The sequence below is a fragment of the Xanthobacter sp. AM11 genome, assembly GCF_047444035.1.
Lineage (GTDB): Bacteria > Pseudomonadota > Alphaproteobacteria > Rhizobiales > Xanthobacteraceae > Xanthobacter.
Genome location: NZ_JBLAOA010000001.1, coordinates 2895304 through 2914094, shown reverse-complemented (window position 1 = coordinate 2914094; position 18791 = coordinate 2895304). Strand labels below are relative to the sequence as shown.

At 68.4% G+C, this 18791-nt stretch carries 13 protein-coding genes; 5 read left to right on the top strand and 8 right to left on the bottom strand.

Annotated elements, in window-relative coordinates:
* Positions 1 to 26: 26 nt before the first annotated feature.
* The 6 genes from ACI7BZ_RS13385 to ACI7BZ_RS13360 form a co-directional block, all read right to left on the bottom strand.
* A complete protein-coding gene (locus tag ACI7BZ_RS13385; RefSeq protein WP_414117642.1) occupies positions 27 to 872 on the bottom strand; it encodes a hypothetical protein in 846 nt (281 codons plus the stop codon).
* Entirely contained in the window at positions 869 to 3145 is a 2277-nt protein-coding gene (locus ACI7BZ_RS13380) for a hydantoinase B/oxoprolinase family protein (RefSeq protein ID WP_414117640.1), read from the bottom strand. Before ACI7BZ_RS13380 ends, ACI7BZ_RS13385 begins: the two co-directional genes overlap by 4 nt.
* Positions 3146 to 3226: 81 nt before the next feature.
* Positions 3227 to 5383 carry a hydantoinase/oxoprolinase family protein gene (locus ACI7BZ_RS13375; protein ID WP_414117639.1) on the bottom strand — a complete coding sequence of 719 codons (2157 nt, stop codon included), beginning with the start codon at positions 5381 to 5383 and terminating at the stop codon, positions 3227 to 3229.
* A gap of 100 nt (positions 5384 to 5483) precedes the next feature.
* Positions 5484 to 5870: an acetone carboxylase subunit gamma gene (locus ACI7BZ_RS13370; RefSeq protein ID WP_414117638.1), complete on the bottom strand. Its 387-nt coding sequence runs from the start codon at positions 5868 to 5870 to the stop codon at positions 5484 to 5486.
* A gap of 16 nt (positions 5871 to 5886) precedes the next feature.
* On the bottom strand, positions 5887 to 7818 hold the full coding sequence (locus ACI7BZ_RS13365) for a hydantoinase/oxoprolinase family protein (RefSeq protein WP_414117637.1): 1932 nt from the start codon (positions 7816 to 7818) through the stop codon (positions 5887 to 5889).
* A gap of 420 nt (positions 7819 to 8238) precedes the next feature.
* Positions 8239 to 10275, bottom strand: a complete 2037-nt coding sequence (locus ACI7BZ_RS13360) for a sigma-54-dependent Fis family transcriptional regulator (protein ID WP_414117636.1) — start codon at positions 10273 to 10275, stop codon at positions 8239 to 8241.
* A gap of 458 nt (positions 10276 to 10733) precedes the next feature.
* Here ACI7BZ_RS13360 and ACI7BZ_RS13355 point away from each other — a divergent pair, with 458 nt between their 5' ends.
* Positions 10734 to 11945 carry a CobW family GTP-binding protein gene (locus tag ACI7BZ_RS13355; protein WP_414117635.1) on the top strand — a complete coding sequence of 404 codons (1212 nt, stop codon included), beginning with the start codon at positions 10734 to 10736 and terminating at the stop codon, positions 11943 to 11945.
* A gap of 35 nt (positions 11946 to 11980) precedes the next feature.
* On the opposite strand, the gene ACI7BZ_RS13350 is transcribed toward ACI7BZ_RS13355, so the two are convergent.
* Positions 11981 to 13159: an acetyl-CoA acetyltransferase gene (locus ACI7BZ_RS13350; protein ID WP_414117634.1), complete on the bottom strand. Its 1179-nt coding sequence runs from the start codon at positions 13157 to 13159 to the stop codon at positions 11981 to 11983.
* A gap of 303 nt (positions 13160 to 13462) precedes the next feature.
* Here ACI7BZ_RS13350 and ACI7BZ_RS13345 point away from each other — a divergent pair, with 303 nt between their 5' ends.
* On the top strand, positions 13463 to 14497 hold the full coding sequence (locus ACI7BZ_RS13345; RefSeq protein ID WP_414117633.1) for a zinc-dependent alcohol dehydrogenase family protein: 1035 nt from the start codon (positions 13463 to 13465) through the stop codon (positions 14495 to 14497).
* A gap of 119 nt (positions 14498 to 14616) precedes the next feature.
* Here ACI7BZ_RS13345 and ACI7BZ_RS13340 read toward each other — a convergent pair whose 3' ends face one another.
* Positions 14617 to 15444: an IclR family transcriptional regulator gene (locus ACI7BZ_RS13340; protein ID WP_414117632.1), complete on the bottom strand. Its 828-nt coding sequence runs from the start codon at positions 15442 to 15444 to the stop codon at positions 14617 to 14619.
* 165 nt (positions 15445 to 15609) lie between these two features.
* Here ACI7BZ_RS13340 and ACI7BZ_RS13335 point away from each other — a divergent pair, with 165 nt between their 5' ends.
* The 3 genes from ACI7BZ_RS13335 to ACI7BZ_RS13325 all read left to right on the top strand — a co-directional run bounded on the left by ACI7BZ_RS13335 (position 15610) and on the right by ACI7BZ_RS13325 (position 18730).
* The gene (locus tag ACI7BZ_RS13335; RefSeq protein ID WP_414117631.1) at positions 15610 to 16587 is read left to right on the top strand and encodes a Bug family tripartite tricarboxylate transporter substrate binding protein; all 978 of its coding nucleotides are present in this window, start codon (positions 15610 to 15612) and stop codon (positions 16585 to 16587) included.
* A 33-nt stretch (positions 16588 to 16620) separates the two neighbouring features.
* Positions 16621 to 18387, top strand: coding sequence for a thiamine pyrophosphate-binding protein (locus ACI7BZ_RS13330; RefSeq protein ID WP_414117629.1), 1767 nt, complete (start codon positions 16621 to 16623; stop codon positions 18385 to 18387).
* 211 nt (positions 18388 to 18598) lie between these two features.
* Positions 18599 to 18730 carry a hypothetical protein gene (locus tag ACI7BZ_RS13325; protein ID WP_414117628.1) on the top strand — a complete coding sequence of 44 codons (132 nt, stop codon included), beginning with the start codon at positions 18599 to 18601 and terminating at the stop codon, positions 18728 to 18730.
* Positions 18731 to 18791 lie beyond the last annotated feature (61 nt).

Here is an 18791-nt window from a genome sequence, read left to right as displayed (position 1 = left end):
GTTCCCCCGGCGCGGGGCCGGACATGTCACGCCCGCAGGCGCGCCAGATTCTGCAGAACCGCCTCCGGCTCCGCCCCCACCGGGATTTCGGCGAAGTAGAATTGCCCCGCATCGAGGGGCGCGAGGGGCGCGGCGGCCCACAAGGGCCCGCTGACGTCGAGGCCGAGGGCGAGGTCGCCACTCTCGGGCAAGGCGGTGGAGATCACCGTGTCGAAATCCTCCGCCATCCGTCCGGGCCGGCCCCGCAAGGCAAGGCCCCAGCGATAGTGCCGCGCCACGTTCACGAGGGGACGATACGCAGCGCCATCGCCATCGGCGGCACCGTCCACCCCCTCTTCCAGCAGCAGGCCGCCGATGGCGAGGTGGGACACGGAGCGCGCCAGGTCGGCCATGTACATGGCCGCGCCCTCGATGGCGTCCGCATCGAGCTCGGGCGCACCGCGGCCGGCGGCCTCGGCCGCCTGCATAAGCCAGCGCCGGGGCGCGGGGGCGGCGAGCACCAGAGGCGTCGCGCCGCGCAGGCTTGCGGACACCGCCTCCACCACTTCGGCGAGGAGCTTGCGCGGCCCCGCCTCCTCCAGCATGCGCTTCAGGGGAAAGGCCGGGCGCTTCTTCGCGCCCATCTCCGCTGTCAGCGCGGGATGGCGGGCCACCCAGGAGCGATAGAGATCGCCCACATCCACCACCGCCACGTCCGGCCGCAGCAGGCCGTGGGCCTGGATGAAGAAGGACAGATAGCGCGGCGCGCTTTCCCACGGGTCGCCGTCCTCGCCCAGCAGAAGCCGCCGGGCATAGCCCGACGACTTCAGCCACACGCGCAGGCCCGGCGCCCCGGATGGCCGGGGCAGGTCATCCACGAGGCGAGGGCTCATTGCTTCTCGCCCCCCATGCCGCCGAGGTCCGCCAGCCGCGCCTCCAGCTCGGCGATGCGCACGTCCTTGGGGTGCGGCATGTAGTTCGGGCGCGGGGTGTCGGCGGCGCGGGTCTTCGCCGGCGAGCCCATGTAGAGCACCGAGACATCGTCGCCCCAGGCACCGAAATACTGCAGGTGGGACGGGGGCGTGGGCTTGCTCCAGTCCTTCACGAACTCCGAATAGGGCCGCGAGCGCTTGATGCGGGCCTGACGCTCGGCGGCGCGGGCCTCTTGCGTCGCCTTGTCGTCGATGGCGAGGGTCTCGGGGTCGAACACCACCTTGTAGAGACGAGCGGCGACCCCGGGGGAGATGAGGCCCTCCTCGATATCCTTGATCACCCCCTTGGCGTCGCGCTCCAGCAGGTCGCCATAGCCGGCGCCGGCGCCCTGGGAAATCATGAACAGCTCGCCGCGCTTGGAGATTTCAAAGCCCATGCCCATGTGGTGGGTGGTGTAGCTCGCCCCCTCAAAGGGCTGCTCGTTCATGATCTCCTCGATGGAGTGCTTGAACTTCTCCGGCGTGTTGAGCAGCACGTCGTAGACATCCACGCCCTTCACCTTGGAAAGCGGGTAGCAGCCGCAGGCATAGCCGCCGAACAGGCCCTGGAGCGGCGGGATCTTGGCGCCCTGGCACACCGTCATGAAGCCCCATTGCTCGCTGTCCTTGGTGGCCACCATCATGGTGTAGCCCTGGCCGCCGCGATACTTGCCGGGGGCGACGGCGTCCCGCGTCATCTTCTTGGAGACAAGCTGGAGGAACGGCACTTCCTCTTCATTCAGCTCCTGCTCGCCGATATCGGCCATGGTGGCGAAGATGGGGGCCAGCGCATGCTCGCCGTCGCGGTCCACCGTGGCGCCGGCGCCCATGCCGTTGAGGTCGGCACAGAGGTTGCCGAGGGTCTCGCCGTGCTGGGACACGCCGCCCCACACGAAGGTGTTGATCATGTTGAAGGTGGGCGCATGCACCTTCGTGAACTTCTCCGGGCAGGAATAAAGAAACTTCGCCACCGCGTGCTGGCCCGCCGTGAAGCCCGTGAAGATGGACATCAGCGACTGGGAGTTCGGCGCGTCATAGGAGCAGTTGACGATGGAGTGGGGGTCGGTGATGACCTCGATGGGGGCGAAGGCCGCCTGACCGCGCGGCAGGTCCGGCCACACATAACAGAGGAACACCTGCGCCAGCATGCCCTTGAGGCCGGCGACGATGGTATTGGTAGCGCGGTTGGTGAATTCGGGCGCGGAGCCGCGGAAATCGAAGATCAGCCGGTCGCCGGTCTTGGTGAGCTTGCAATTGATCTTGACTACGCAATTCTCGCGCAGGGTCGAATCCTGGATGATGTAGGTGCGCACCGTCATGTCCGGCCATTGGGAAATGCGGCGCTTCACCTCGGCGCGCACATTCTCCATGGTCAAGCGCAGGGTCGAGATGAGCGCCTCCGGCCCGTCGGTGTTCAGCGTCTCCTCGATGCGCTGCTTGATGCGCAGGCAGGCGAACAGCTTCACCTTCATGTCCTCATACTGCAGCTTCGGCTCGCGCACGGAATTCTGCAGGAAGGTGAGGATGTCGCGCTTGATCTGGTAGTTTTCCACCACGCGGAAGGGCGACATCTTCAAGCCCTCGTCCGAGGGGCTCTCGGCCATGGAGGGCATGCCGCCCGGCTCGATGGCGCCGTTCTCGCCCTCGTGCACGGTGGAGGCCACCCAGCACACCAGCTTGCCCTTGTGGAAGATGGGCAGGATCATGGACTGGTCGGTGTTGTGCACATTGCCGTAGCGGCTGTCGTTATGGATGAAGCCGTCACCCTCGCGCACGCCCACGGTGGGGTCGTTGATCCAGTTCTTGATGATGAACTTGATGGGGTGGTGCACCAGCGCCGAGAAGATCAGCACGCCGCCGGCGGAAGCAATGGCAAGGTCCCCGGAGGCGGAATAGACGCCGGTGATCACGTCGCCCCACTTGGCGCCGGGGGCCGCGCCCATCTGCTCCACCATCTCATAGCCTTCATCGCAGCCCGACTGGATGCGGTCGCGGATCTTGGCGATGATATGGCTGTCGGCGACCTGGCCGATGGCCTCCTCCTCTTCCGCCGAGCGCGGCATGAGGTCGTGGTTCTGCATGATCTCGGGGTCGGGGCCGAGGAACAGGGTGGTGTCGTTCAGGAACTTCTTGACGAGGGCCATCTCTTCGGCGCTGGGCAGCTTGCCGCGGCCGGCGATGCTCATGTCGTTCATGGGGTATCCTCCCGGAATATGTCTGTGATCGCAGCGCATTGAGGCGCGCTCTCCCCGCCCGGGGCGGGGAGAGGGATGGCGTCAGTGGGTGGTGGCGGGCGTCTTGGCGCGCAGGAACCAGGAGGCGCCCTGCTTGGCCGCCACGAAGGTCCAGCCCGGATTGACCAGGAAGGTGGTCACCTCCGAGGCGATGATAGCCGGCCCCTCGATGGCGACGCCGGGGGCGATGGCGGCGCGGCTCCACACCGGCGTTGCCACCGGACCATCCTGGCCCACGAAATGGCACACGCGGGTGGAGGCGGGCGCCGGCGGCGCCTTTCGCTCGGCTTCCGGCACCGGCTTGATGTCCTCGAACTGGACCGTCTCGTGGTGCACGTAGGCGGCCACCCGGATGGTGTTGATGCGGATGCCCGCCTCCGGCGCCTGCGAGCCCTCGCCGAAGCGCTTGCCGTAGTCGGCGGAGAACTGGGCGATGATGGCGAGCACATCGGCCGCGCCATCCACCGCATGCTTGTCGATCACCGCCGTGGTCTGCACCAGCTGGTTGCCGTAGCGCATGTCCAGCTCGAGATTGTGGCGGATGTCCTCCAGCGCCACGCCCTGGCGCAGGAGGTCCTGGGTGCCGCGCGCCTTCAGCTCGGCGACGATGGCGTTGAAGCGGTCGTAATCGTCGAACAAAGCGCGGGTGTTGCTGTCGTACAGCACCATGTAGAGCGACTGCTCGTGGATATGGAGCTGGTGCATGTTGCCCGCGCCCACCGCCGAGAAGACCGAGGAGAGCGGAGGGGCGAGGATGCGGTCGATATTGAGGTTCTGGGCGATGCCGCAGCAGTGGAGCGGGCCGTTGCCGCCATAGGCGAGCATGGTGAAGTCCTTGGGGTCGTAGCCCCGGGCGCGCAGCTCGGTGAACAGGCCGTTGGCCATGTTGTCGTCCACCTTCTCGCGGATCAGCAGCGCCGCCTCGATCACCGAGCAGTCGAGCTCGTCGCACAAGGTGTCCTCGATGGCAGCCTTGGCCCGGCGCGGATTGAGCGGAATGGAGCCGCCCGCGTAATTCTCCGGGTCGAGATAGCCCAGCAGCAGATCCGCATCGGTGACGGTGGGCCGCATGCCGCCGCGGTCGTAGCAGGCGGGGCCGGGGTCCGAGCCGGCGCTTTCCGGGCCGCATTTGACGGTCTTGTACATGCGGTCATAAGCGGCGATGGAGCCGCCGCCGGCGCCGAGCGTCACGAGGTGCACCATGGGCACCGAGACCAGCCAGCGGTCGATGACGGGGTTGAAATCGTAATGCTTCACCCCGCCGTCCACCACGATGCCGATATCGTAGCTGGTGCCGCCCATGTCGGTGGCCACCACATTGCCGAGGCCGGTGAGCATCGCCAGGTGCTCGGACGCGCCGATGCCGGAGACCGGGCCGGAATGGATGGTCTGCAGCGCGTCGGTGGAATTGAGCTGCGCCATACCGCCGGAATTGTGGATCACCAGCATGGGCTTCTCATAGCGATGGGCCCGCAGGTTCTGCTCCAGCGCCGAGAGCGCGTGGTACATGGTGGAATGCAGGTAGCCGTCCACGATGGCCGAGGTCGCCCGCACATATTCGCCTTTGCGCCCCGCCACCTGGTGGGAGAGGATGACCGGGATGGCACCGAGCAGGTGGGAGGGATATTCCTCCAGGATGATCTCCTCGATGCGCTGCTCGTGGGTGGGGCTCACCACTGCGTTCACCAGCGCCACCACGATGATCTGCGCACCGCGGTCCACCAGTTCGCGGATCTGGCTGCGCACGTCCTCTTCGTCCAGGGGCATCACCAGCTTGCCCTGGAAGTCCACGCGCTCGCGCACGCCGCGGATCATGTGGGCCTCCACCAGCGGGTCCGGCCGGCGGGCATTGGGCATGTCCTGCTGGCCCAGATTGTCGAGCCCCTCGCCATAGCCACGGGCGCGGCTCAAAGGAACGGTGGCCTCGTAGCCCGCCGTCACCAGCATGCCGATCTTGGGGCCCTTGTGCTCGATGAGGGCATTGGTGCCGAGCGTGGTGGCATAGCGCACGCTGTCCACCGCGCTGAGGATCTCCTCAAGCTGCAGCCCCAGCACGCCGCAGGCCTTGCCCAGGGCCTCGTTGAAGCCCATGGCGAGGTTGTGGTGGGTGGTGAGGGCCTTGGCCTCGATATATTGCTTGTCCCAGACCACGAAGCAGTCGGTGAAGGTGCCACCGATGTCCACGGAAACGCGTTTCATGCTTCCTCCCTGAGGATTCTGGCGGGCGCGTTGCGCCCCGTTCATTGCGCTGCAGGACGCCGCCGCGCCCTTCCCGGGTTGGCGGCGCCGGCTTGGGGCGTCAGTGCCCGTGGCTCTCGTCGCGCACCACGGCAGGGCCGGCGAAGGGGGCGGCCGCCTCCCCGCGGGCGGCCCACTGGGCCTTCAGCGCATCCACGTCCACTTCCATGTCGTGGAGCGGGGGATGGCCGGGCACGGCATATTCCGTCTCCACCTGCGTGCCGCAGCCGGGGCAGCAATATTCAAGGATGCGCACCCATTCCGGGTCGGGGCTGAAGGTGAAGCGGTACTTGTCCGGGTCGATGATGGGAGGATGGATCTCCCGCGGGTCGCGATTGTGGACCAGCAGGCCTTCCTTGTAGTTGCCGCGGGCCGGCGCGATCTCGTGGCCGCACACCCGGCACTCCCACTTCTCCGATGTCAGGTCGATACGGAGATATTCAGTCATTGCGACTTTCATTGTTTCAATCCTCCCGGCTAAGCAGGATGTCGCCTGCATCGCTGATGACGAACTGCCAGTTCTCGGGAACGCGGCAGGTGAAGTAATCTTCCTCCAGGATGGCCGGCCCGCAGGCGAAATCACCGGCGGCCAGGTCGGCGAGGCGATAGACCGGCACGTCGATGCGGCCGCGCTCGCGGATCAGCACGTTGCGCTTGCCATGGGCGGCGGCGGCGGAGCCCGGGGCGAAGGAGGCGGACCGCTCGGCGCCCTCGCGCAGGCTCTTCACCGCCTTCAGTTCCACCTCCAGGGCGCGCGCGCCGGCGAAGGCGTCCGGCACCTGCGGCTGGTCGCCCAGCGCCTGCACCTCGGTGCGGCCCTCGCCGAAATCGGCCACGAGCCGGGCCTCCACCGTGTAGCTACCGGCGGCGCAGCCTTCCGCGAACATGTCGCGGGCGGCCTTCACCTTGAGCGCCGCGATGGTATCCGCCAGCACCGCGGGATCGGAGAGGGCCACGGCATACCGCTGGGAGATGTCGCAGGCGCCGATGCCATAGGCGGAGAACACCGCCGCCATCTGCGGGATCGCCACCCGGCGGATGCCCGCCTTGTCGGCAACGCCGCAGGCATTGAGCGGGCCGGCCCCGCCGAAGGCGAGCATCACCGTTTCGTCGGAGATCCTGGTGAAGCGGTGCAGCTCCGCCGCGATCTTCTCCTCATAGGCGAATTCCATGCGCAGCAGCGCATCGTCGAGGCCGAGGCCGAGCGCAGTCGCCACATTGGCGGTCACGGCGGCCGCCGCCCGGTCCACGTCCAGCCCCATGCCGCCGCCGAAATAGGAGGCGGGGTCGAACAGGCCGGTGAGCAGGCTCGCATCGGTGATGGTGGCCTCGCGCCCGCCGCGCCCGAAGCAGGCCGGCCCCGGCACCGCGCCGACGCTCTCCGGCCCGATGACGATGCGCCCGTCCACCACCTTGAAGATGGAGGAGCCGCCCGCGCCCGCGCTCAGGATTTCGCACAGGGGGAACGAAACCGAGATGCCTTCCACGTGGCCCCGCCGCACCTCGGCCACCGTGCCGTCGCGATACTGGCCGATGTCGGTGGTGGTGCCGCCCACGTCGATGGAAACCGTGTCGGTGAAGCCGTAGCGGCGCGAGAAGGCCTTCACCCCCTCCATGCCGCCGCGCGGGCCGGAGGAATAGGTCTTGATGGCGATCGTCTTGGCCACGCGCGAGGCGTCGCCGTCATTGCGGAAGATCAGCAGCGGGTTCTTGGTGCGGTAGGCCCGCAGCCGGTTCTCGGCATTGAAGAGGAACGCCTCCATGGAGGGATGGAGGAAGGAATTGATGAGCGCGGTCCAGGTGCGCCGCTCGCCGTCCGTATCGGTGGTGAGGTCGGACCCGTATAGGATCGGCACGGCGCCGAGCAGGTGGCGCGGATACTTGCGCAGGGCGACCAGGCGGAAGCGGTTCTCCAGCGCATGGAAATCGGTGCCGGAGAAGCTCACCACCAGGCGGTTGGCGCCGGCGGCGGTGAGCCTGTTGATGGCCTTCACCACCTCCACGTCCGCATCCTCGCCATGGATGGTGCCGACGTCGAGGAAGGCGATGCGATCGCCGACCAGCGCCTCGAACACGTCCTGGTCGTGGGCGGCAAGGCGGCTCGGCAGGTCGTGCGCACGGGCATCGAGGATGAGGCCGAGGCGCGGGCCCTTGCGCTCGCAAATGGCGTTGGTGCCCTGGGTGGTGGAATAGCGGATGAGGTCCACCTCCTCCAGCAGCCGCTTCACGTCCGGCGCGCCGTAAAGCACGCCGGAAGCCTTGGTCAGGCCTTCGAAGAAGCATTTGCTGAGATCATAAGGGGTGGTGAGGACCTTGGTCTTCCGCACCTGATCGTCGGACAGAATACAGATGTCCGTCAGCGTGCCGCCGTTGTCGATGTTGATCTGCAGGGACATACGCTCTTTCTCCTCCCACCTTTTCTCCGGCTGCGGCCGCAGGGGCCGGCATCTTCGGATGACCGGGTGGCCGCGCCTGCCGAACTGGGCGGGGCGCGATCCGCGCGGCTCCCGCACCGGATCGCAAGGGCCGTGCCAGGACGGCGGAAGGTGGGAGGCTTTTGTTTTTCATCTATTTGCATCGACTTTAGCGGCGGGGATTTATTTCAACGCCCCATGGGCCGACGTCTTTGCGAATACCCGTTCGGAAATCGGTCTATCTTGTGCGACGCAGTGGGCACTGCCCCGCACCGCACCATGCCCGGCCGGACAAAAAAACACCGCCGGTGGAGGCCGGCGGTGTGGAGGAAGACTTTCGGAAGGGACGACGAAAGCCACCTTTCCCAAGCAACGTGCGTGCCGGGCGGGCGGCGGAGGCTGTCAGATCTGGAACCGCCGCGCCTCCCCCACCACGCCTTCGAGGCCGAAGCGGCGGAGCTTGGCGTAGACCGTGCTCTTGGCGATGCCCAGGTCGCGGGCCACGGCGGTCATGTTGCCCTTGTGCGCCTGCATGGCGCGCAGGAGCGCCAGGCGCTCGGCATTCTCCATGCCGGTGAGCCCGCGCAGGGGCTCGCCCGGGCTCGCAGTGGCAGGCGGCGGCACGATGTCGGCGTCCGGCACCGTCCAGATCTCGTCGGGGATGTCCACCTCGCCCAGTTCCTCCCCCTCGGCGGTGAGGAGCCTGCTCTCGATCACGTTGCGCAACTCGCGCACGTTTCCCGGCCAGGCATAGGCCTTGAGCACCTCGATCGCCCGCGCCGAGAGCCCGCGCGGCGCCACCCCCTGCCGCCGCGCAAGCTCCTGAATGAGGCGCGCGGCAAGGAGCGGGATATCCGACGCGCGGTCGCGCAAAGGGGGAATGGCGATGCTGGTGACGGCCACCCGATAGAACAGGTCCATGCGGAAGCGCCCGGCCTCCACCTCGCCCCTCAGGTCGCGGTTGGTGGCGGCGATGAGGCGGAAGTTCACCTTGCGCGGGCGTGTCTCGCCGATGCGGTAGACCTCGCCGGATTCCAGCACCCGCAGGAAGTGCGGCTGCAGATCCTTCGGCATCTCGCCGATCTCGTCGAGGAACAGCGTGCCGCCGTCGGCGGCCTCGATCTTGCCGGTCATGCCGCCGCGGCGTGCGCCGGTGAAGGCGCCTTCCGCATAGCCGAACAGCTCGCTCGTCAACAGCTCCCGTGAGAAGCCCCCGCAATTGAGCGCCACGAACGCGCCCTCGCTGCCGGCGCTGGCGGCGTGGAGGCACTGGGCGAACACGTCCTTGCCCACCCCGGTCTCGCCGAGCAGCAGCACCGGCGCCCGGCTCTTGGCCAGCTGCCGGGCGCGGCCGATGGCGTGCCGCAGGGACGGCGCATCGCCCGCGATGCGCGCGAAAGCCCCGCTGTCCGCCTCCCGCTCCGTGGCGGCGGCGGTGTCGGCGCCCGCGGTGCGTGACGGCGCGGTGCGGCGCGTGGGCAGGCGCAGCACGATGCCGAGCCGCTCCCCCTCGGTCACCACCGGCTCCAGCCATTCGCGCCGCATCCAGGGCGGCAGCTCGTCGGGCAGGTCGGCCTGCTTGCGCCAGTTGAGGCGGAGCCGGGAGAGGTCGGCGCCCGCCACCTCGCCGCGCTGGCGCTGCAGGTCGATGAGGGCGTCGGTGGCAGCGCCGTTGGCCTTCACGGCCCGGCCGCGGCGGTCGAACACGATCACCCCCTCGCTGCTCGATCCTGAAAGGCGGTCCATGCAATGGTCGAGCAGCCGCAGGCGGAAATCCATCTCCTGCTGGGCAAGCCGGTTCTCGATGCGCCCGGCCGTCGCCACCACGAGCGCGAGGCTGTGGCGATTGAAGGTCTCCGAGAGGCCGGAGACATCAATGACGCCGAGGATGGCGCCGTCATACGGGTCGCGGATGACGTTGGCGGAGCACGACCAGCGCTTGATGCCGGAGCAGTAATGCTCGGCCGAATGGATCTGGATCGGCTGCCCGACCTCAATGGCGGTGCCGATGGCGTTGGTGCCGCAGGCAAGCTCGTTCCAGCTCGCGCCCGAGATGAGGTGGATGTCGGCGGCGGCGTCGCGCAGCCGCGGATCGCCCTCCAGATTGAGGATGACGCCGGCACCATCGGTGAGCACCATCACGGTACCGGTCTCGGCGAGCAGCTCGCGGGCCGAGGCCATCACCGGCTGGCTCGCCTCCAGCAGCTCGCGGCAATCGTCGCGCAGGGAATGCAGGCGATCCTCGCGCATGGGTGGCGGCGCCTGCACCCGCTGCGGGTCCACGGCATTGTCGAGGCAGCGCCGCCAGGAATCGTCCACCAACCGGCGCAGCGCGTCGGAGCCGAACTCGTCACCGCCGAGGAACTTCTCCCACGACGCCATCACCTTCTCGTCGTTCTCGGGCACCGAGAACTTCTGTCCGGGCCGTCCGAAAGGCATTTTGTGTCCTCCCCCCGGTCCGGCGCCTTGCGCCGGCCGGTGCGCCGCCCGGGGCAGATCTGGTGTCTGCGTCCTCTTGGGCGGACTTCCGTTTCCCGTATCTTATAGCAAGCATGCCGGCGCTCGCTGCAGCCGTCTGCGGGTGACGCCACCTTCCTCGAAAACCACGATGACCCTGCGCATGGCAAACGCAAGCCTGCCATGCCCCAAGCGTGGGACTAGCATTGTTCGTGCCACGCCGCGCTGCCGCCGAGGCCACGGCTTTGCGCGCCCTCAGGCGCGGCGCACCGTTGCGGCAGGCGTCGCACAGCGTTCGACTTTGAAACGCCATGCCGGCTGATAATCGAACGCAGGGTCGGCCCGCCCGACGCTGCAGGCAAGTGCTTTCGATGCTGGCACGGGCGTTGCTGAGACCGGCCTCACCGCCGGCCCGCCGGCGCCACCCTTGCGAGGCTGCCATGGCCGAAAGCGATCCCGCCGACCCGCGCATCCCGGTGACCCTGCTCACCGGCTTCCTCGGCGCCGGCAAGACCACCTTGCTGAACCGCCTCGTCACCCACCCGGACATGGCCGGAACGGCCTTGCTCATCAACGAATTCGGCGCGGTGGGCATTGACCACCACCTGGTGGAGCGGATCGGCGAAACCATGGTGCTGCTGGAGTCCGGCTGCGTCTGCTGCACCGTCCGCGGCGACCTGGTGGAAGCGCTGGCGCAGCTGCATGGCAAGCTCGCGCGCCGGGAGATTCCGCAGATCCGCCGGGTGCTGATCGAGACCACCGGCCTTGCCGATCCGGTGCCGGTGGTGTGGACCCTGATGGAAGAGCGCTTCGTTGCCGCGCGCTTTCGCTGCGACGGCGTGGTGACGCTGGTGGACACCCGCCTCGGCGCCGACCAGCTGGCGCAGCATGAAGAGGCGCGCCGGCAGGTGGCGTTGGCCGACCGCATCCTCCTCACCAAGCCCGACCTGGCGGACCGCAGCGCCCGCGAGCGCCTCGCCGCAGCGCTCGATGCCCTCAACCCCTCCGCCCCGCGCCTCGCCGCGGCCCATGGCGAGGTGGAGCCCGGCCGCATCCTCGGTGCCGGCCTCTACGCCGCCGGCAGCCGCCCGGCCGAAGTGGCGCGCTGGGCCGCCGAGGTCGAGGCCGCGGCACGCGACGGCGCCGCCGAGCCCTCGGCCCATGCCGCGGGGGCTGCCGCCACGAGCTTCACCCGCTATTTCGACCGTCAGGTGCCCTGGCGCGGCTTCGCGGTGGCCATGGGCGAAATCCTGGCGGAATACGGGTCGCGCCTCCTGCGGGTGAAGGGCCTCATGGGCGTGGCCGGCCTCAGCGGGCCGGTGGTGGTCCAGTGCGTGGAGCGTGTCGCCTACCCGCCGGTGCGGCTGGCGCGCTGGCCCTCGCAGGGAACGCGCTTCGATATGCGCGGGCGGCTCGTCTTCATCGGCCGGGACCTGCCGGAGGGGGCGATGGACGACATTCGGCGCCGCCTTGCCGACCTTCCCGGCGATGCCGCCGCCCTGCGGGCCGCCGCCCGCTCGCCCATGCTGCCGACCCGCTGCTGGCTCGGCGCGCGCATGCCGGTGCAGGGCCGCGCCGACATGGAGACGGAAGGCTGGCACGTCCAGCCCCTTGCGCTGGGCGGTGCCCGGCGCGCGGCGGGGCAGCCCTGAAGGCGCGGGGCGATGCCGGCCCCGCGCCCTGCGCCTCACTTCACCGGTTCGAGAATGCACACATAATTGGCCACGGCCGAGCCGCCCATGTTGAACACCCCGGCAAGGCTCGCCCCCGGCACCTGCATGTCGCCGGCGGTGCCGGTGAGCTGCATGGCGCACAAAGCGTGCATGGAAACGCCGGTGGCGCCGATGGGGTGGCCCTTGGCCTTCAACCCGCCGGAGACATTCACCGGCAGCCGGCCCTCGCGCATCACCGTGCCGTCCTCCAGCAGCCGCGCCCCCTGCCCCTGCGGCGCAAGCCCCATGGCCTCGTAGGCGAGCAGCTCGGCGATGGTGAAGCAGTCGTGCACCTCCGCGAACGAGAGGTCATCGACCGTGATCCCGGCGTCCGCGAAGGCCATGGAGAAGGCGCGGCGCGGCCCCTCGAACCCCACCGGGTCCCGCCGCGACAGGGGCAGGAGGTCGTTCACCTGCGCCCGCGCACGGATGCGCACGGCCCGCCGCGCCTCGTCCACGAGGTCGTCCGACGCCAGCACCAGCGCGGCGGCACCATCGGACACAAGGGAACAATCCGTCTTGCGCAGCGGTCCGGCGATGAGCGGGTTCTTGTCCGAGACGGTGTTGCAGAACGCGAAGTCGAGCGCCTTGCGCATCTGGGCAAACGGATTGGCGACGCCGTTGGCGTGGTTCTTCACCGCGATCCGCGCCAGGGCCTGCGAATGGTCGCCGTAGCGCTCGAAATAGGCGGCGGCGATCTCGCCGAAGATGGAGGGGAAGGTCTTGCCGCAGCTTGCCTCCTCCTTCACGTAGGAGGCCGAGCCGAGGATGCGGGTCACCTCCTCGCCGCCGACTGCGGTCATCTTCTCGGCGCCGACCACGAGGGCAAGGCGCGCACGGCCGGACTGGATGGCATCACAGGCGGCGAAGATGGCGCCGGCCCCGGAGGCGCAGGCATTCTCGACGCGCGTGGCCGGCTTCCAGCGCAGGCCGGGCTCGCCGTTCATGGGCAGGGAGGAGCAGAAGATCTCCGGCACGAAGCCGCCGTTGAGCTGGCCCAGCCACACACCGTCCATGCGCTCGGCCGGGAAGCCGGAATGGGCCAGCGCCTCCTGGCAGACGCTGGTGATGAGCGCCTCGATGTCCATGTGGGCGAGCCGGCCGAAGGGGGAGTGTCCCCAGCCGACGATGGATACGCCGTTGCCGCATTTCATGTTGCTTCCTGCCCGTGTCGCGTGGTCGTTGCCGCCGAGCGTCTGCACCTGCCGTGCCATCGCGCGGCCCGTTCCGCCGCAGCAGAAAAGCCCCGGCCGGCGCCGTCCCGGCGGCCGATATCCGTACGCCGGTGTCGCGAAAACAGACGACGATGGCGGGCCGCCGCCGTTTCCCGGCGCACGAATGCCCGGCCGGCGGCATTTGCAGGCGTGGCACTCCTTTTGCCGTGGATGCGCCGCAGCGCCGCGGCCGCCATTCGGCATGCCGCCCGCTCAAGCCAATGAAGAGAGGGAGGTTCCCCCATGAAGGGTCTGGTGTATCGCGGCCCCGGCAGGAAGGCTCTGGAGGAGGTGGCGGATCCGCGGATCGAGCAGCCCACCGACGCCGTCGTGAAGATCCTGCGCACGACCATCTGCGGCAGCGACCTGCACATCCTGAAGGGCGACGTACCGACGGTGAAGCCCGGCACCGTGCTCGGCCATGAAGGCGTCGGCGTCATCGAGGAGGTGGGCCTTGCGGTTTCGGCCTTCAAGAAGGGGGACCACGTCCTCATTTCCTGCATCTCCTCCTGCGGAAGGTGCGAATACTGCAGGCGCGGCATGTATTCCCATTGTTCCGTCGCGGGCTGGATGCTCGGCCACACCATCCACGGGACGCAGGCCGAATATGTCCGCATCCCGTTCGCCGACACCTCCCTCCATCGCATCCCCGACGGCATGGACGAAGAGGCCCTGGTGATGCTCAGCGACATCCTGCCCACCGGCTTCGAGTGCGGCGTCCTGAACGGCAAGGTGCAGCCGGGAAGCACGGTGGCCATCGTCGGCGCCGGGCCGGTAGGTCTTGCGGCACTGCTGACCGCGCAATTCTACTCCCCCGCAGAGATCATCATGATAGATCTCGACGACAACCGGCTTGAGGTTGCGCTCACCTTCGGGGCGACGAAGACCGTCAACAGCGGACGCGAGAATGCCATCGAGCGGGTGAAGGAACTCACCGGCGGCATCGGCGTGGACACCGCCATCGAGGCCGTGGGCATCCCCGCCACCTTCGTGCTGTGCCAGGACATCGTCGCCCCCGGCGGCACCATCGCGAATGTGGGCGTCCACGGCACCAAGGCGGACCTCCACCTGGAGCGCCTGTGGGCGCACAACATCACCCTCACCACCCGCCTGGTGGACACGGTGACGACGCCCATGCTGCTGAAGACGGTGCAGTCCAGAAAGCTCGACCCGAGCAAGCTGATCACCCACCGCTTCGCCCTCGCCGATATCCTCGATGCCTACGAGACCTTCGAGAAGGCGGCACAGACGAAGGCCTTAAAGGTGATCATCGGCTGAGGGGACGTCTTGACACGGTGGCGGGCGGCTCCGGCCGGCCGCCACCACGCCTCGCACCGCGACGCAAGCACCGCCGGCCGAGCCCCCTCCCCTCCCTGTGCCACCCGCCCTTGGCGGACCTATGAGCCCGCAACCGGGGGCGAACTCAGATCCTCCCCCGCCTCCGGCTTGCGTGCCGGCTGGTGCGCCTTCTCGATGCGCCGCGCCTCGGCACGCAGCAGGCGGGCGACCTGCTCGATGCGCTCCGGCGACAGCCGGCTTTCGATGGCGGCGACGCTGAGGGAGCCCGCGAGCGCGCCATCGGGCCCCCGCACCGCGACCCCCACCGCCGCCACCCCGGGCGCGCGGCTGGCATTCACCGCATAGCCGCGCGCACGCGCCTCCCCGACCAGGCGCGCGAGGGCCTGCGGCTCAAGGGCGGTGATGCTCGCAAGGCGCGGCGCGTTCGCCGCCATGATGCTGTTGGCTTCCTCCTCCGGCAGCGCCGAGAGCATGGCGAGCCCGCCGCAGCCGACCCCGAGCGGAATGCGCACCCCCACATCGATGGTGAAGGCCTGGATGGGGAAGCTTCCCGCCTTGCGCCGGATGCACAGCGCATCCGCGCCCGCGCGCACGGCGGCAAAAGCGGTATCGCCGGTGCGCTCCGCCAGCAGATCCACCGATTGCTCGGCAAGCCCGCTCAAGGCGAGGCGCGGCTCCGCCAACAGCCCCAGCTCATAGACATAGGGGCCGAGATGATAGCGGCGCGTCCCGGGGTTCTGGCTCGCCAGCCCCTCGGCGATGAGCCCCTGAAGGATGCGATGGGCGGTCGCATGAATGAGGCCGGTCTCCCGCGTGATGTCCACCATGCGCGCGCCCGACTGGCTGCGCTGCGCCAGGGCGCGCAGGACACTCGCCGCACGCCGGATGCTCTGCACCCCCGCCATGTCGCTGGTGACACCGGCCATTCCACCCTCCCGCCAATTAGTCCATGATACGGACTAAATTTTAGAATTGCGCCTGTCAATGAATCTTTTCATTGACAGTATCGTTACAAATTATAAGTTTTCACGGAACGAACACAAATAAAATAGTCCACATAATGGACTTAAAAAGACTGAAGGAGAAACGCCATGAACCGTAGAAGCCTGTTGCTGTCCTCGCTGATCTGCGCCGCCACGCTTGCGGCCGCGCCGGTCGAGAGCTGGGCGCAGACCTATCCCTCCAAGCCCCTTCGTCTTGTGGTCGGCTATGCGCCCGGCGGCTCGACCGATCAGGTCGCGCGCATCCTCGGCCAGAAGCTCTCCGAGGAGCTCGGCCAGCCCGTGGTCGTGGACAACAAGCCCGGCGCCGGCGCGACCGTCGCCTCCGAATTCGTCGCGAGGTCTGCGCCGGACGGCTACACGCTGTTCATGAGCACGATCGCGAACACGATCAACACAACGCTCTACAAGCGGCTGACCTTCGATTTCGAACGGGATTTCGCGCCCATCTCCCTGGTCGCCACGGTGCCGAACGTTCTCGTGCTCAATCCGAATGTCCCGGCCAAGACGGTGAAGGAATTCATCGCGCTCGCGAAGAGCAAGCCGGGCGAGATCTTCTTCGGCTCGTCGGGCAGCGGCTCCTCGGTCCATCTCACCGGCGAGCTTTTCAACATGGTGACCGGCGTCAAGCTCACCCATGTGCCCTACAAGGGCAGCGGACCGGCGACGGTGGATCTGATCAGCGGCCAGATCCAGGCCATGTTCGACAACCTCTCCACCTCCCTGCCCTTCATCAAGTCCGGCAAGCTGCGCGCGCTCGCCGTCACCAGCGCCAAGCGCTCGCCCGCCGCGCCCGACATTCCCACCATGGCGGAAGAAGGCCTGCCGGAGTGCGAGGTTCTCTCCTGGTTCGCCCTCGTCGCCCCGGCCAAGACCCCGCAGCCCATCATCGACCGCCTCAATGCGGCGACCGTGAAGGCGCTGAACGATCCCGCCATCCGGCAGCAGTTCTCGGCGCTGGGCGCCGACCCGGTCCCCAGCTCGCCCGCGGAACTCGCCACCTTCATCAGCTCGGAAACCGCCAAGTGGGCGAAGGTGGTCCAGGCCTCCGGCGCGACCAACGATTGACCCTTACTTCCCTGCACGAAGAGATTTTATCCCATGAATCAGCATGTCGAGCTTCAGGCTGGTGCCGGCCCAGAAGTTCTCTCCATCACGGGTGGTGAAGCCATCGCGCGCATGTTCCTCGCCTTCGGCGGCGGGGTCGTGTTCGGCATGGGCGGCTTCCAGCTGCTTCCCTTCTATGATGCGGCCCGCCGGCTCGGCCTGCGGCATTTCCTTGTGAACGACGAGCGCGCCGGCATCTTTGCCGCGGACGCCTATGCCAAGGTGTCGGGCCGCGTGGGCCTTGCGGATGCGACGCTCGGCCCGGGCGCGACCAATCTCGTCACCGGCCTCATGGAAGCGCTGAATGCCGGGACGCCCATGGTCATCCTCGCCGGCGACACCCACCGCGCTCATTCCTGGAAGAACATGACCCAGGAATGCCGGCAGGTGGACCTGCTGCGCCCGGTCTGCAAGGAACTGCTGCGCGTGGAGATGGTGAACCGCATCCCCGAGCTGGTGAAGCGCGCCTTCACGGTGGCGACCTCGGGCCGGCCCGGCCCGGTGGTGATCGACGTGCCGGAAGACATCTCCCACGCCGTCTATCCCTTCCCGGCCAGCGAGTTCGAGGTCGATCCGATCTTTCAGTGCGTGCCGGCGTTGCGCACCCGTCCCGACGGCGCAAGCATCGCCCGGGCGGCGGATCTCATCGCCGGGGCGAAGTCCCCCATCATCCTCGCCGGCGGCGGCGTGCACATTTCGGGGGCCGCCGACACGCTCACCGCCTTTGCGCGCGGCCTCAACATTCCCGTCGCCCACACGCTGAGCGGCAAGGGCGCCATTCCCTGCGCGGACCCGCTGAATGCAGGCCTGTTCGGGCGCTATGACCGCATCGCCAACCCGCTGATCGAGGGCTCCGACCTTCTGGTCGTCGTCGGCTGCAAGCTCGGCGAGATCGCGACCAAGCGCTACACCATCCCCTCGCCCGGCAAGACCCTGATCCACCTCGACTGCGTGGCGGAGGAATTCGACCGCACCGTGCCCGCCGCCGTGAAGCTGTGGGGCGACGCGCGCCTCGGCATCGAGGACCTGCAGGCGGCCCTGCACACACGGCAGGCGGAGCTTTCCGCCCGCTGGGCCGGCCGGCCGGCCGACATCTCCGCGCGCATGGCGGCGTGGCGGGAAAAGGTGGGCGAGCGGCTCAATTCCAACGAGACGCCAATCGACATCGCGCGGCTGCTCACGGAGATCAACGCCACCCTCCCGCAGAACGGCTATCTCATCGCCGACGGCGGCTTCGCGGCCCATTGGGGCGGCCTGCTGTTCAACTCCCCGCGGGCCGGCCGTTCCTTCGTGCCGGATCGCGGCTCCGCCTCCATCGGCTATGGCCTGCCCGGCGCCATGGGTGCCGCCCTGGCGGCGCCGGACGCTCCCGTCTTCGCGCTCACCGGCGATGGCGGGTTCAACATGATGCTGGGCGAACTGGAGACGGCGCGCCGGCTGAAGCTCGACTTCACCGTCATCGTCATCAACAACGCCGCCTCCGGCTATGTGAAGGCGCTCCAGCACCTCATGTATGGCCAGGGCGCCTACCAGTCCTCCGACCTCAGCGAAATCGACTATGCCGCCGTCGCCAATGCCATGGGCTGCCGCGGCATCCGCGTGGAGCGGCCGCAGGACATCGCCGCCGCCCTGCGCACCTCCATGGAGCGGTGCGGCGGCCCCACCGTGCTCGACGTGGTGGTGACGCGCGACCCGGCGCGCATGCTGCCGGGCGTGGACAGCCGCACCGTGCAGATCAAGCCCGGCGACCGCATCGCGTGACAGGGACGGCCGGAGGGCCTTGCTCTCCGGCTGTTCGTGCGGGGTGAGCAAGGTGCTCACCTGGCCTGCCCCCGCCCCCGCCGGCGCGCGGGCTCAAGCAGCAGGTTGCGGCCTTCAGCGCTGCTGATGCGGCCGGCACCGCCTGCCCGCGGCGCGAGCCGAGCTTTCCCCCCTGCCGATGCACCGGCACAGAGCCGCAGGCGGTGAAGGGATGCCTTTCACCGGCGCCTGCGACCACGCGCTCATCACCTTCAAGCTGAAGCATCGCGACGCGACCGCCGAGCGGCTGGCGGAATATGCGCCGGAGCGCAGAGGGGTATTGCCGCCATTCCGGCAACCCTGAATATGGGCGATCGGACGGTTTGAGTCGTGATGGCACATCGCACGCGGCCGGAATGGGGATA

Bases quoted from the DNA above. Each gene is read 5' to 3' on its own strand.
- ACI7BZ_RS13385 (WP_414117642.1), bottom strand. From the start codon at position 872: ATGAGCCCTCGCCTCGTGGATGACCTGCCCCGGCCATCCGGGGCGCCG.
- ACI7BZ_RS13380 (WP_414117640.1), bottom strand. From the start codon at position 3,145: ATGAACGACATGAGCATCGCCGGCCGCGGCAAGCTGCCCAGCGCCGAA.
- ACI7BZ_RS13375 (WP_414117639.1), bottom strand. From the start codon at position 5,383: ATGAAACGCGTTTCCGTGGACATCGGTGGCACCTTCACCGACTGCTTC.
- ACI7BZ_RS13370 (WP_414117638.1), bottom strand. From the start codon at position 5,870: ATGACTGAATATCTCCGTATCGACCTGACATCGGAGAAGTGGGAGTGC.
- ACI7BZ_RS13365 (WP_414117637.1), bottom strand. From the start codon at position 7,818: ATGTCCCTGCAGATCAACATCGACAACGGCGGCACGCTGACGGACATC.
- ACI7BZ_RS13360 (WP_414117636.1), bottom strand. From the start codon at position 10,275: ATGCCTTTCGGACGGCCCGGACAGAAGTTCTCGGTGCCCGAGAACGAC.
- ACI7BZ_RS13355 (WP_414117635.1), top strand. From the start codon at position 10,734: ATGGCCGAAAGCGATCCCGCCGACCCGCGCATCCCGGTGACCCTGCTC.
- ACI7BZ_RS13350 (WP_414117634.1), bottom strand. From the start codon at position 13,159: ATGAAATGCGGCAACGGCGTATCCATCGTCGGCTGGGGACACTCCCCC.
- ACI7BZ_RS13345 (WP_414117633.1), top strand. From the start codon at position 13,463: ATGAAGGGTCTGGTGTATCGCGGCCCCGGCAGGAAGGCTCTGGAGGAG.
- ACI7BZ_RS13340 (WP_414117632.1), bottom strand. From the start codon at position 15,444: ATGGCCGGTGTCACCAGCGACATGGCGGGGGTGCAGAGCATCCGGCGT.
- ACI7BZ_RS13335 (WP_414117631.1), top strand. From the start codon at position 15,610: ATGAACCGTAGAAGCCTGTTGCTGTCCTCGCTGATCTGCGCCGCCACG.
- ACI7BZ_RS13330 (WP_414117629.1), top strand. From the start codon at position 16,621: ATGAATCAGCATGTCGAGCTTCAGGCTGGTGCCGGCCCAGAAGTTCTC.
- ACI7BZ_RS13325 (WP_414117628.1), top strand. From the start codon at position 18,599: ATGCCTTTCACCGGCGCCTGCGACCACGCGCTCATCACCTTCAAGCTG.